At 63.8% G+C, this 13,162-nt stretch carries 13 protein-coding genes; 7 read left to right on the top strand and 6 right to left on the bottom strand.

Features of this window, described 5'->3' with window-relative positions; all coding sequences use genetic code 11:
• The first annotated feature begins 145 nt into the window (after positions 1-145).
• A complete protein-coding gene (locus AC07NV_RS14330; protein ID WP_495167037.1) occupies positions 146-925 on the top strand; it encodes a response regulator in 780 nt (259 codons plus the stop codon).
• On the top strand, positions 922-2,286 hold the full coding sequence (locus AC07NV_RS14325; protein ID WP_495167036.1) for an ATP-binding protein: 1,365 nt from the start codon (positions 922-924) through the stop codon (positions 2,284-2,286). Before AC07NV_RS14330 ends, AC07NV_RS14325 begins: the two co-directional genes overlap by 4 nt.
• On the opposite strand, the gene AC07NV_RS14320 is transcribed toward AC07NV_RS14325, so the two are convergent.
• From AC07NV_RS14320 to hppD, 4 genes are all read right to left on the bottom strand, one after another.
• Positions 2,283-2,654: a Rieske (2Fe-2S) protein gene (locus tag AC07NV_RS14320; protein WP_495167035.1), complete on the bottom strand. Its 372-nt coding sequence runs from the start codon at positions 2,652-2,654 to the stop codon at positions 2,283-2,285. The two genes, AC07NV_RS14325 and AC07NV_RS14320, sit on opposite strands and share 4 nt — an antisense overlap.
• Positions 2,655-2,702: 48 nt before the next feature.
• A complete protein-coding gene (fahA, locus tag AC07NV_RS14315) occupies positions 2,703-4,001 on the bottom strand; it encodes a fumarylacetoacetase (RefSeq protein WP_495167034.1) in 1,299 nt (432 codons plus the stop codon).
• A complete protein-coding gene (gene hmgA, locus AC07NV_RS14310; RefSeq protein ID WP_495167033.1) occupies positions 3,998-5,290 on the bottom strand; it encodes a homogentisate 1,2-dioxygenase in 1,293 nt (430 codons plus the stop codon). Before hmgA ends, fahA begins: the two co-directional genes overlap by 4 nt.
• A 69-nt stretch (positions 5,291-5,359) precedes the next feature.
• On the bottom strand, positions 5,360-6,406 hold the full coding sequence (gene hppD / locus AC07NV_RS14305) for a 4-hydroxyphenylpyruvate dioxygenase (protein ID WP_495167032.1): 1,047 nt from the start codon (positions 6,404-6,406) through the stop codon (positions 5,360-5,362).
• 75 nt (positions 6,407-6,481) lie between these two features.
• Between hppD and AC07NV_RS14300 the strand changes: the two genes are divergently transcribed.
• Positions 6,482-6,943, top strand: coding sequence for a MarR family winged helix-turn-helix transcriptional regulator (locus AC07NV_RS14300; protein ID WP_495167031.1), 462 nt, complete (start codon positions 6,482-6,484; stop codon positions 6,941-6,943).
• Between the two features lie 86 nt (positions 6,944-7,029).
• Here AC07NV_RS14300 and AC07NV_RS14295 read toward each other — a convergent pair whose 3' ends face one another.
• Both AC07NV_RS14295 and AC07NV_RS14290 read right to left on the bottom strand, forming a co-directional pair.
• Positions 7,030-8,331: a HAMP domain-containing sensor histidine kinase gene (locus AC07NV_RS14295; RefSeq protein ID WP_495167030.1), complete on the bottom strand. Its 1,302-nt coding sequence runs from the start codon at positions 8,329-8,331 to the stop codon at positions 7,030-7,032.
• Positions 8,328-9,044 (bottom strand): response regulator transcription factor, encoded by a 717-nt coding sequence (locus AC07NV_RS14290; protein ID WP_495167029.1) that lies wholly within the window; start codon positions 9,042-9,044, stop codon positions 8,328-8,330. The genes AC07NV_RS14295 and AC07NV_RS14290 overlap by 4 nt, the downstream gene beginning before the upstream one ends.
• A gap of 168 nt (positions 9,045-9,212) precedes the next feature.
• On the opposite strand from AC07NV_RS14290, the gene AC07NV_RS14285 reads away from it, so the two are divergent.
• The 4 genes from AC07NV_RS14285 (at position 9,213) to AC07NV_RS14270 (ending at position 13,162) form a co-directional block, all read left to right on the top strand.
• The gene (locus tag AC07NV_RS14285) at positions 9,213-9,539 is read left to right on the top strand and encodes a BA14K family protein (RefSeq protein WP_495167028.1); all 327 of its coding nucleotides are present in this window, start codon (positions 9,213-9,215) and stop codon (positions 9,537-9,539) included.
• Positions 9,540-9,720: 181 nt separating this feature from the next.
• Positions 9,721-10,290 (top strand): EF-hand domain-containing protein, encoded by a 570-nt coding sequence (locus tag AC07NV_RS14280; protein WP_495167027.1) that lies wholly within the window; start codon positions 9,721-9,723, stop codon positions 10,288-10,290.
• 74 nt (positions 10,291-10,364) lie between these two features.
• Positions 10,365-11,777 (top strand): efflux transporter outer membrane subunit, encoded by a 1,413-nt coding sequence (locus tag AC07NV_RS14275; RefSeq protein WP_495167026.1) that lies wholly within the window; start codon positions 10,365-10,367, stop codon positions 11,775-11,777.
• Positions 11,774-13,162, top strand: coding sequence for an efflux RND transporter periplasmic adaptor subunit (locus tag AC07NV_RS14270; protein ID WP_495167025.1), 1,389 nt, complete (start codon positions 11,774-11,776; stop codon positions 13,160-13,162). Before AC07NV_RS14275 ends, AC07NV_RS14270 begins: the two co-directional genes overlap by 4 nt.

The raw sequence follows: 13,162 nt of genomic DNA, 5'->3' as shown, positions 1-13,162 counted from the left end.
GACACACTTTGATATAATTCAATCTGTATTTGGAATCTGGCTCGATATAGAGCTCCACGAAACAGTTCGGCCTTGGAAATGCAGCGATCCATGATAGGATTGCGCAAACGACAATGTACTAGGGCCATCGGCCATGGGGAGAGATATGACCGCGCACGACCTTCGAACGGCGAGCCCTCCGGAGGGCGCCGTCACGCCGGTTCATCAGCAGACCTTGTTGGTGGTCGATGACGACACCGAGATTTCGGCGCTGGTCGCGGAGCAGCTCGGTCAGGCCGGTTATGCCGTACTGACGGCCTGCGACGGCCCGACGATGCGCGCGGCGCTGGCCGTGCATGAGGTGGACCTCATCATCCTCGACCTGAACCTGCCGGGCGAGGATGGCCTTTCGCTGTGCCGCGAAACGCGCACCAAACGGAACACGCCTATCATCATGCTCACCGCGCGCGGCGAGTCAATCGACCGGATCATCGGCCTGGAAGTCGGTGCCGACGACTATATCGCAAAGCCCTTCGAGCCGCGCGAGCTGATCGCGCGCGTCCGCAGCGTGATCCGGCGCGCCTATAATCCGATGAAGGCGCCCGAACCGCCGCCGGCCAAGCGGGCGATGTTCCGCGACTGGACGCTCGACTTCGAAAGCAGGCGCCTGTTCAAGGCCGACGGCCGCGTGGTCATGCTGTCGGGTGCCGAGTATAGTCTTCTCAAATTCCTGCTCGAGAATGCCAATGAAGTGCTCACCCGCGAACATATCCTGACGCTGACGACCGACGACGAAGACCATGGCAGCCATTCGGGACAGCGTATCGCCGATCTCCAGATCAGCCGCCTGCGCCAGAAGCTCAACGACAATGCCCGTGCGTCGGACCTGATCATGACGGTCCGCGGTCAGGGCTATGTACTGGCCGCTGCCGTCACCTTCGAATGAAACTGCGCCATTTCTTCTCGACGATGGCGGGACGCCTGTTCGTGTTCCTGCTGATCGGGGTGGTCGGTTCGGCGACGCTTGCCCTGGCGCTCGCCGATCGCCAACGGCAATCCGACCTTCTCCGCATCCGGTTCGAACGTCTGGTCGACCGGATGAGCGACTTTCTGACTGTCGCCGATAACGCGCCCGAACCGCTACGCATCGAACTGCTCGCAAATGGTGTCACCGGAATACGGCGCGCGACGGGCACCGAGCATATCGAGCGGCGCGACAACGAACTCACCAAGAGGCTGGCGGCACGATGGGAAAGACCAGTGAACGCCGAACGCGCAGCGCCAAACACCTGCTTCGTCCAGCCGCCGATATCGGGAGCGCGGAAGGATTTCGACTGCTGGGTGGTCACCGCCCGCCTGTCCGATGGCGGGCTGATCAAGCTCCAGTTGCGAGGTCATGTCCAGGCTGACCCGATTTCGCTCAACCCCATCGTGGTGTCGGTGCTCGCCATTTTGATGGCAACGCTGGCGTTTATCGCAGCGCGCATGGCGGCCGCACCGCTCGGCAATCTCGCGCGCGCCGCAACCGCACTTGGCGACGATCTTGACCAGCAGCCGCTGCCCGAACGCGGCCCGCGCGAAGTGCGCGATGCGGCGCGGGCCTTCAATACGATGCAGACCCGGCTTCGCAGCTCTGTCGTCGAGCGGACCCAACTCCTCGCCTCGATCACCCACGACCTCCAGACACCGATGACGCGGCTCCGGCTGCGGCTCGAAAAGGTCAGTGACGCCGCACTTCGCAGCCGCCTCATTGACGACCTCGGTACGATGCAGGCCCTTATCCGCGAAGGGCTCGACTATGCGCGCAGCAACCAGACGACCGAACCCTTTGCCAGTCTCGCAATCGACCAATTGCTCGATCTCGTCGTCGAGGATGCGGCCGAAGGTGGCGCACAAGTGCGTTTCGATGCCCGCAGCGGCTGCGACATCGAGGCACGGCCACGCGCGCTTCAGCGCTGCCTCGACAATCTGATCGACAATGCGGTCAAATATGGCGGGTCGGCGGACGTCTCGGCGGCCCACGTCGGCGATACGGTCGTCATCCGGATTCGCGACCAGGGTCCCGGCATTCCCGAGGAACAGCTGAGCCATGTCTTTGAACCCTTCGTGCGTCTGCAAACCGGGTCTGGACCGTCCGGGGACGGAATCGGGCTCGGCCTCGCTATTGCACGGACACTTGCAGAAAAAAATGGTGCCTCACTGGTCCTGCACAACCATCCCGAAGGCGGTCTGGAGGCCCTGTTGACGCTCTGTCGAGGCGTCACTCCGCACCGGGACGACGCGCTCACCAATTCAGGGGCGAATTAGGCCGCCTCGCCGGTTACAATCGATCCATTCGCTACGTGGACCGGCCAAGCGGCAAGCCGCGCACCGCTGCACGGTCCACCGACACAATGGCCGGTCTCGACCTCAAACAGCGCCGCGTGCCAATCGCAGACCAGGAGATCGCCGCGTGGCGTCAGATAGTCGTCGAGCGTCCGGGCAAGTGGCAAGCCCATATGCGGACATCGATCGACATAGCCGTAAACATCATCGCCGCGCCGGACGACGAAGCCATGGAAACGTCCTGCCTTGAGCTGGACAACGAAACTGCGGGCCTTGTCCGGTGCAATCAGACCAAGCGGGCCAAGATCGATGCCCGCCGGTGTCTTGTAGACCCGCGCATCGCTGGTCATGTTGTTTCCGCCGGCGATTTTTCGCGCCGCGAGCCCCGCGGTACCATTTCAGGCAATCGCCGGGAGAACCACCGCGCGGCAACTTCCGAAACCGATCGGAACCTGGCCCTCCTTCCGGGCGCGAGCCGACAAAAATATCTCGTCGCCATCTTCGACAAAACGCCGCATTTCGCCGTTCGGGAGCATCACGGGTTCGCTACCGCCGCGGGTAATTTCGAGCAGGCTGCCGTAGCCGTCCCTGTCAGGCGCCGAGATCGTCCCGGTGCCGAGCAGATCGCCGGGATTGAGATTGCAGCCGTTCGAGGCGTGGTGGGTGACCATCTGTGCGACGGTCCAGTACATGTTGGATGCCGGACCGTGACTCAGCCGCGCGGGTGCCATGCCTGCCGCGCGCATTCGCTCGGTCAGCAGATGCACCTCGAGTTCGAGTTCGAGCGCGCCCGTTTCCTGATCGGCCGCATCCCACAGATAGGGCAAGGGCTGCGGATCGCCGGCCGGCCGCGCGGGTTGCGCGCCGCGGAACGGTGCAAGGGCTTCGGCGGTCACGACCCAGGGAGAAATCGTCGTCTGGAAATTCTTCGCGAGAAATGGGCCGAGCGGCTGATATTCCCACGCCTGAAAGTCGCGCGCCGACCAGTCGTTGAGCAGGCAGAAGCCGGCGATATGCTCGGCCGCCAAACCGATCGGGATCGTCGTGCCGAGAGCATTGCCCTCGCCGATCCAGACGCCGAGCTCGAGTTCATAGTCGATCCGCTGCGACGGACCGAAGCTCGGCACCGCGGCGTCGGGCGCCTTGTGCTGCCCAACCGGCCGCACCACGGGCACACCCGATGGCCGGACCGACGAGGCACGGCCATGATAACCGATCGGTACATGCTTGTAGTTGGGGAGCAATGGATTGTCGGGCCGGAACAATGTTCCGACATTGGTGGCGTGATGAATACCAACATAGAAATCGGTGTAATCGCCAATCGCAGCAGGCAAATGCAATTCGCAATCTGTCGTGGGATGCAGTGCGGGCTCGATGGCAGCCCGATACTGGCCGTCGGACAGCAGCGACGATAGTCGCCGGCGCAGCACCAACCGCTTGGCACGCGGCAGCGCGAACAGGCTGTTGAGCGTCTTTTCATCAAAGACATGCGTCATGTCGGACGGCAACAGCGCGGCAATCGCCGCGAGGTCGAGAATATGATCGCCGATCGCGACGCCCGGACGCGGGGCACCGCTTGGCGGCGAGAATATTCCGAACGGCAAATTCTGGATCGGGAAGTCGCGATGGCCATTGGCGTCGGCGACCCAGCTCGTCCGTTCGAGCCGATGGGTTTCGTCGATAATCGGAAAAGTCATGCTTCACTGTCTCCCACCGGGACCTGCGCCTTGCGGAATCCGCTCCAGCAATCATCATAGTCGAGCTGCGCGATCGGCGTTTCGGTCGCGAAGCGGGTCGGACGCAGCACCATCCGGCTTTCGAACATGAAGGCCAGGCTGTTCTCGATCTTGTGCGGAACAAGCGCGGCGGTGACCGCACTCTCATAGCTCGCCTGATCGGGGCCGTGTCCCGCCATCTGGTTGTGCAGCGAGGCGCCGCCCGGAGCGAAACCACCCGCCTTTGCGTCATAGGCGCCGGTGACCAAACCCATGAACTCGCTCATCACATTGCGGTGGAACCATGGTGGGCGAAATGTGCTTTCGGCGACCATCCAGCGCGGTGGAAAGATCACAAAGTCGCAATTCGCCGTACCGGGCGTATCGCTCGGACTGGTCAGCACCGTGAAGATCGACGGGTCCGGATGATCATAGCTTACCGTATTGATCGTGTTGAAACGCCGCAGGTCGTATCGACAGGGGGCGAGATTGCCGTGCCAGGCAACGACATCGAAAGGCGAATGATCGAGCATGGTAGCCCACAGGCCGCCCTGAAACTTTTGGACGATTTCGACGGGCTCGTCGCGATCCTCAAACCAGGCGACGGGCGTCTCGAAGTCGCGGGGGTTGGCGAGGCCGTTCGAACCGATCGGGCCGAGATCAGGCAGACGGAACAGGGCGCCGTAATTTTCGCAGATATAGCCCCGCGCCGCCGCGTCGAGCAGCTCGACCCGGAAACGCAATCCGCGCGGGATGAGGGCGATCTGCTGGGGCTCTACTGTCAGCACGCCCATCTCGGTCACGAGGCGAAGCGCGCCTTCTTGCGGAACGATCAGAAGCTCGCCGTCGGCATCGTAAAAGGCTCGTCCGACCATCGACCGGTTACAGGCATAGAGATGCACGCCGATCCCGACACCCGCGCCGACGTCGCCATTGCCGCAATAGGTGACGAGGCCGTCGACAAAATCTGTCGGCGCGGCGGGACAGGGAAGCGGGTCCCAGCGCAGTCGGTTGGGCGATGGCGGCAGTTCGTCGAACGGCGCCGAACGAAGCTGCGTCGACCGTTCATAGGGCTGATAAGCCGGATGATTGGCGGTCGGGCGCAGGCGGTAGAGCCAGCTGCGCCGGTTCTCCGCCCGCGGCGCGGTGAAAGCTGTGCCGGACAATTGCTCGGCATAGAGTCCATAAGGCACATGCTGCGGCGAATTACAGCCGACAGGCAGCGCCCCTGCCACAGCCTCGGTCGCGAAGTGATTTGCAAAACCGGACATCGTCCGGGGCTCGGCTTTCGCCGGCGCAGATTCATGGACGGTCATATTTTCTCCCCCCGCGCCGGTCGCTCACTCGTCGATCGTGACCACGCCGCGACGAATCTGGTCGAGTTCGATCGACTCGTAAAGCGCCTGAAAATTGCCGTTGCCGAAACCCTCGTTACCCTTGCGCTGGATGACCTCGAAGAAGATCGGTCCAAACATATTCTCGGTGAAGATCTGGAGCAGGATGCCTTCGCTCTCGACGTCGCCGTCGATCAGAATGCGGTTCTTCTTCAGCCGTTCGAGGTCCTCGCCATGCCCGGGAACGCGCTTGTCGACGAGTTCATAATAGGTCTCGATCGTGTCCTGCAGACGGACGCCGCGTGCGCGCAATTTTTCTACGGTCTCGAAGATATTGTCGGTGGTCAGCGCAAGATGCTGGATGCCTTCGCCGTTATAGTCGCGGATGAATTCCTCGATCTGGCTCTTGTCGTCCTGACTTTCATTGAGCGGAATACGGATCGCGCGGTCGGGGGCGATCATCGCCTGGCTGAACAGGCCCGTCGCCTTGCCCTTGATGTCGAAATATTTCTGCTCCTCGAAACCGAAGAGCCTGGCATAATAGTCCGACCACACACGCATCTGCCCGCGGCGGACATTGTGCGTCAGATGATCGAGAAGATCGAGACCGACCGATTGCTTCGCCGACTCCTCGCGCCAGCCGGGAACTTCACTCCAGTCTGCGAAGGGGTCGCCCTCAACGAGGTAGAGTAGCGCGCCGCCGATCCCTTCAATCGCTCTCGCGCCGGGCAGCGCGCTCGTGCTTGTGTCGGCTGCCTTGGCACCGCGCTCCAGAGCAAGCGCATAAGCCTTTTCGGCATCATGGACGTTGAACGCCATGCCGTTCGCCGACGGGCCGTGCAGCGCGCGAAATTCTGCCGCCTGGCCATCGCCCGCGTTGAGGACGAAGGCGATCCGCCCCTGGCGATAGAGGGTCAATCCCCGGTCTGGAATCTGCGCTGCCGCGACAAACCCGAGCCGCTCGAAATGTGCCGCCATCGCCGCCGGATCGGGCGAGGTGAACTCACCGAAGGCAAAACCATCGAGGCCGAGTGGGTTATTTTCATCGTTCATGCGAAGCTCCCAATTGGTAACAATTGAAACCACATAGACTGGTTGCAAAACTAGTGTCAATTGATACTATCTCCCATGGACAAACCCTCGCTGCTGCTTGACAGCTTCCTCCCGTACCGGCTCTCCTTCACGACCAACCGCGTCAGCGACGTGATCGCAAGTGCCTATGAAGCGCTGTTCGCGCTACGCGTTCCGGACTGGCGCCTGGTCGCAGTAACTGCAGAGAATCCCGAGGGAATCACGCAGCAGGAGATCGGGATAAAGACCCGGATGGACAAGGTGACGGTGAGCCGCGCGGCGATCGCGCTTATCGATCGCGGCCTGCTCGCGCGAAAACCGATCAGCGGCGATCGGCGCTCGCACCTGCTCCAGCTAACTCTTGCAGGCTGGGAGCTTTATGGCGCCGTGGCACCCAAAGCGCTCGAACTCGAAAAGCGGATATTCGACTCCTTCCCGAAGGAAGACCTGATCCGGTTCGAAGAGATGCTGCGCGATATCGACCGGATCGTGTCGGAAATCGAGATCGAACAGGGCTGAGTTGGTCCCGCGATGGATGATCATCGGCACCCTGAATAGCGGAACCCCGCCAGGATCGCAGGCTCAAGCGACGTGCCTGTCGGGCCCTATCCGCGCGGCAGGGCGTCCGCACCGGGTATCTCGAGGCTGACGACCAGCCCGCCGCCTTCGCGATTGCGCGCACTGATCCTACCCCCATGGAGCGCGACGCCGCGCTTCGCGATCGCCAGGCCGAGACCGAAGCCGAGACTTCCGTCGTCACCGCGGGCGAACGGCTCGAACATCGCATCGATACTCGCTTCGTCTATGCCGGGGCCGCCGTCAGTTACGCTGATATGGTGGATGCCAGACTCCCACCTGTAATCGACATCGACCGCCTGCCCGGCCACCGAGAAACGCAGGGCGTTGCGGACGACATTGTCGATCGCCCTCCGGACCGCCTCGGCGTTGCCACGTATCAGCGGCGGCTGGTCGCCGGACAATGTGGCGTCACCCAGGCGGATCGAGACATTGTGCGACCTTGCCTCGAACTCTGCATCCCCGATCACACTGCGCAATACGCCCGCGAGATCGAAATAATCATCGCCTTCCCCGGCGCGATGCTCGGACCGCGCAAGACCGAGCAATTCGCCGACCAGTGCGTCGAGGCGAGCGGCTTCGCGATCGATCCGGTCGAGCGATACTTCGGTCCGTTCGGGCGATTGCCGCGCGAGGCCGATCGCCAGCTGCAGCCGGGCAAGGGGAGAACGAAGTTCGTGCGAAACATCATGAAGAAGCCGATCCCTCGCGCCGACCAACTCTTCGAGCCGCTGCGCCATCCGGTCGAAATCCCGTGCAAGATCGGCAATCTCGTCGCGGCGGTTACCGATGACCGGCGTGAGGCGCTCGGCGAAGCGCCCCTGCGCCAGCCGCTCGAACCCGCGACGCAGCTGACCGAGCGGCCGGGTGAGATACCAGGCGAGCGTTGCGGCAAAGAACAGTCCCCCGATCAGACCGAGCGTCAGAAGCGCCGGCGGAACGTTGAAAATCTCGGCGCGACGGGATGGTTCGCGATACCAGTAGCGGAGCACCAGTCCCTGCCGTCCCGGCACGCTCACCTCGCGCGCCACCGATCCTGCAAAATCCCGCGCGGGCGCGACAACAGGCTCGCCAATGGATTGCAGCTGCAACCGCGCCCGCTGGCCGGGCGGCAGGGCTGCGACGAAGCTGTCGAAACCGGCCTTGCCCGACCGCCTCACTTCCGCTTGCGCTGCCGAAAGCAGCGTCGGCGCCATCTGTTCGATCATGAATCGCTCGGGCGGCGGCCGGTCATCGCGGCGCAGCTGGAAGATCAGCCAGACACCTTGCGTGATGGCAAAGAAGGTCAACCAGAAGGCAAGCAATATCTTCCAGAAGAGCCGCGTCTTCATGACTTGCTCCGTAGCCGGTAGCCGACCCCGCGCACGGTTTCGATGCCGATGGCGCCGGCCGATATTCCTTCGAGTTTCAGACGCAGATTGCTGATGTGCACATCGACGCTGCGGTCATAGGACTGGCGCGAACGGCCGAGGGCGCGTAGCGAGAGTTCGTCCTTGGTCTGAACATCGTCGCCCGCGCGAAGCAGGGTGACGAGCATGTTGAATTCGGTCGCGGTGAGATCGACAACATCGCGGTCCCAATTTGCCCGCCGTTCCGCGACGCGGACCTTCAGATCGCCAAGTTCCAGAATCGATCCGCGCAAGGCGGCGGCGGGGGCCTGTCGCCGGAGGATCGCGCGCAGGCGGGCGACGAGTTCGCGCGGATAATAGGGCTTTGCGACATAGTCATCGGCACCCAGTTCGAGCCCTACGACCCGGTCCACCTGATCCCCTTTGGCCGTGAGCATCAGGACCGGCACATCATTCGCCTGGCGGATCTGGCGCAAGACCTCGATCCCGTTGAGCCGCGGCAGCATGACATCGAGAACCACCGCATCAAACTCCCCCGACAGCGCGCGCACGACGCCGCTCGCGCCGTTGAAGACGGCTTCAACATGAAAGCCCTCGCTTTCCAGATATTCGCGCAGCATCGCGCTGAGATCGACATCATCGTCGATGAGCAGGATATGCCGGAGGGATGGCTCTTCTTCCACAATCGGGGTCATCGCGCGGCGCCCCTACGATGTCATCCCGTCTTTTCACAAACTTTACACTCCCCTTACGAACTCTTGACCCTCCGCGCTCCCCCGATGGTCCATACCGGATAGCGAAATGCGTCCCGCCCGCATCGGTCCGCTGATCGCGGCGGGCCGGCAAATTCGAGGAGTAGTGCCGTGAAATTTCTGATGAGCTGTACCCTTGGCGCCGCGATGATGATTGCAGCCCCTTCGATCGCCGCCTCCCGGCCGGGCGAGTCAGGTGCGCGTCAGGATCGCCCGGCTGCCGCCGCTGCCAAGAAGACCGCTCCCGCGCCGAAGGGCCCCTATGGCCAATGGAACAAGAGCTGGGGCGCCCAGCCCCCCGCACCGCCGAAGCATTGGTCGAAGAAGAGCGACTGGTATCGCCACGTCCGGGCCTGCCAGCAGAAATATCGTTCCTACAACGCGCGAACCGATACCTATCAGGCAGGCGCTGGAGCGGCACGTCGCTGCTCGCTCTGACCCGCTTTCCCGGATCAGCTTTCCCCATCCTTTCCGTCCGGAAGACCGATCGATGAACAAGGCGCTGCTCGGCGTTTGCCTCCTTCTTGCCTGCGTTCCCGCACATGCCCAACACGGCGGCGGCCGCCAGGGCGGCGGCCCGCCGGGCGGCAGGGAAGGATCGCGGGAAGGTCCCCCCCGGATGCGGGAGATCGAGCCGGTTTCGCGCGCGAAATTCGACAAGATCGTCACGGCCATGTTCCACGACGCCGACCAGAACCGCGACGGTTTCGTGACGATCGAGGAAATCCGGGCCATCGCGGCTATGCGGCGCGACATATTGATCGGCAAGCGCTTCGAGCGCATCGATACGAACAAGGACCGGACGATCAGCCGCGAGGAGTTTTTCGCCTGGCAGCACGGGCTCGGCTCGGTTGCCCAATCCGACGAAGCACAGACGATCGGCCCTGCCGGGCTGATCCCCGAGACCGTGGCCCCCGACTATGGTGACGACGCGCAGGCGCGCCTCCTCGCCGGTCTCATCGAGCCGCTGAGCACGGGCCTCGTGACAAACGCCAATGTCAACTATGACGCCGGCCTCTCGCTCGAAGAATTGCTCGCCTATGAAGGCAAGCGTTTCGATGAGGCCGATCGCGACCGAAACGGGGCGATTTCGATGGGCGAAGCCCCTCAGCCCGAAGGACGTCGCCGAGGCGGCCGCCCCGGACCTTCTCCCGGCGGCCCGGCCGAGCCTCCTCCCGGAAGCGAATAGGGAGCCCGGGAATGAAAGCCGCGGCCTCCAGACAAAACTCGGATTGCGGCGCAGCTGGCATCCACAGCCCGCCGGTGGCCGATATCGCCCGGTGGCGCTGTCTCGTGACACTCGCAGCTTCGCTCTCGCTGGCAGCCTGCACCGTCGGTCCCGACTATCGGCCGGTGGCCCCGGGCGATCTCGGCGTCCCCGCCTCCTACAGCGACGACAGCAGCGCCGCCGCCGACCCCGCGGAGCTCGCATCCTGGTGGAAGCGCTTCGACGATCCGGCGCTCGATCAACTGGTCGACCGCGCGATCGCGGCCAATCTCGACATCGCACAGGCCGAGGCAAGGCTGCGCCAGGCGCGCGAAGCCTCGGTTCAGGCCGGCGCCAGCCTGCTTCCGACCGCCACCGGAAGCGGCGGCGCCGGCCGCAACGTCGACAGCCAAGGCCCAGACAACAGCAGCTTTTCGCTGGGGATCGATGCCGACTGGCAGCTCGACCTGTTCGGCGGCGGCCGGCGCGGGATCGAGGCAGCGCGCGCCGACGAGGCGGCGAGCGGCTATGATCTCGCCTCGGTGCACGTCGCGATCATCGCCGAGCTCGTGAGCAATTATATTCAGCTTCGCCTCGCCCAGCAGCAACTCGGCATCGCGGAGGACACGCTCCGCTATCAGCGCGACAATTATGATATCGCTCGCTGGCGTACCCAGGCAGGGCTCGCTTCCTCGCTCGACGAAGAACAGGCGCTAACTCAACTTGCGCAAACCGAAGCAAGTCTCCCCGCGTTCAGGACGAGCATACAGGGTGCGCTCAATCGCATCGCGGTGCTGATCGCCGAGGCCCCGGGCGCGTCGACGGCATCGCTCGAAACCGCAGGACCGGTCCCGGTTCCGCCTTCCAGGGTCGCGGCAGGCTTTCCAGCCGATACGCTGCGCCAGCGGCCCGACGTGCGGTCGGCGGAACGAAGCCTTGCCGCAGCGACCGCGCGCGTCGGGGTCGCCAAGGCGCAGTTGCTGCCCGCCTTCACCATCAGCGGCTCGCTCGGCACGAGCGCGGCCAAACCCGGTGGGCTCTTCGATGCGATCACCGGATCGCTCTTCGCCGGCCTTTCGCAGATCCTCTTCGACGGCGGCGCACGCGCCTCGCAGGTGCGATCGCAGCAAGCCGCGGTCGACGGCGCCTATGCCGCCTATCATCAGGCGGTCCTGACTTCGCTCGAGGAGGTCGAAAATGCGCTGACCGCCGTTACTTCGGCACAGACGAGCAGCGCGCAATTTGCAATCGCCCGCGAAGCCGCAAGCAACAGCGCGATCATGGCGCGGCTTCAATATCGGTCGGGTCTCACCGACTTCCAGACCCTGTCGAATGTCGAAACCTCGCTTCTCTCGTCGAGCAACAGTCTCGCAAGCGCACGGGCGACGCAGGCTCTGGCGATCGTGCAACTCTACAACGCGCTCGGCGGCGGTTGGCAGACAATGGACATGGATGGAAACGGCGAATGACCGAAGCTCAGGCTGCTCATCAGAAGCTCGACGACTTTCTGGGCGTGAAGCCCCAAAGTCCCTGGATGCGCCGCGGAAAATGGGCCGGTGTCGCAGTCCTTGCACTGGTGATCCTTCTCGTCCTCTACCGCTGTTTTGGCCCGGCGAATGAAGTGCGCTATTCGACCGAGGAGGTGCAAAAGGGTGCGCTTACGGTCACCGTGTCGGCGACCGGCAACATCAAGCCGATCAACCAGGTCGACGTCGGTTCAGAGCAATCGGGCCTCATCACCCATGTCTATGTCGATGTGAACGACCGTGTGACCAAGGGGCAATTGCTTGCCACGCTCGATGCCGCGCGCCTTCAGGATTCTGTGGTCCAGGCCCAAGCAAGTGTCGCAGCGGCGCAGGCGAATGTCGGCGAGGCACAGGCGACGCTCGCACAGGCGAACGCGACGCTCGCGCGCCAGGAGGAGGTGTCGCGCCTCTCGGGCGGCCGCGTGCCGTCGAAGACCGAACTCGACGCCGCGCGCGCCGACCAGCAACGCGCGGTCGCCTCGCTCGCCGCCGCGCGCGCACAGGTCGCCGAGCAGCGCGCGGCGCTTGGCACCGCGCAAACCAATTTGTCGAAGGCGCGTATCTATTCGCCGGTAATTGGCGTGGTCCTGTCGCGCGACATCGAACCCGGCCAGACCGTGGCAGCCTCGCTCAATGCGCCCGTTCTCTTCACCATCGCCGAGGATCTGAGCCAGATGGAACTCCAGGTGTCGGTCGACGAAGCCGACGTCGGACAAGTGAAGGAAGGGCAGGACGCGAGCTTCACCGTCGATGCCTTCCCGGGACAGCGCTTTCCCGCGAAAATCACGCGCGTCAACGTCGGGTCGAACAACAGCTCCTCTTCGTCGACCTCGACCACCACCACCGCGACCACGGGGGAAGTCGTCGCCTACACGGCGATCCTGTCGGTCGACAATACGAAGCAGACGCTGCGCCCGGGAATGACCGCAACTGCCGACATCGTCACGACGGAAAAACAAAATGCGATGCTCGTCCCCAATGCCGCACTACGCTATCGCCCCGCGACGAACGCTGGCGGCCCGGGCGCGGCCACGGGCGGGATCACCGGAGCGCTTGTCCCCCGCGGAGGGCGACGCGGCGGCAACGCGGCTCCGCAAAATGTCACGACCGAACGCGGCGCGCAGCAGACCATCTATATTCTCGGGAACGATGGCAAGCCGCAGGCTCTCCAGGTTACGACGGGCGATACCAACGGTGCGCTCACCGAGGTCACCTCAGGCAAGCTCAGCGCAGGCATGAAGGTCATCACCGGGCAGCTTTCGGACGACGCGCCGGCATCGGGCGCCGCCGGCGGAGCGCGGCCGTCCGGAGCACGGAAAGGCGGCTGA

The sequence above is a fragment of the Sphingopyxis sp. GW821-FHT10B01 genome, from assembly GCF_059415685.1.
Note: the sequence above shows the minus strand (reverse complement) of the source record. Positions and strands in the feature narration are given on the sequence as shown.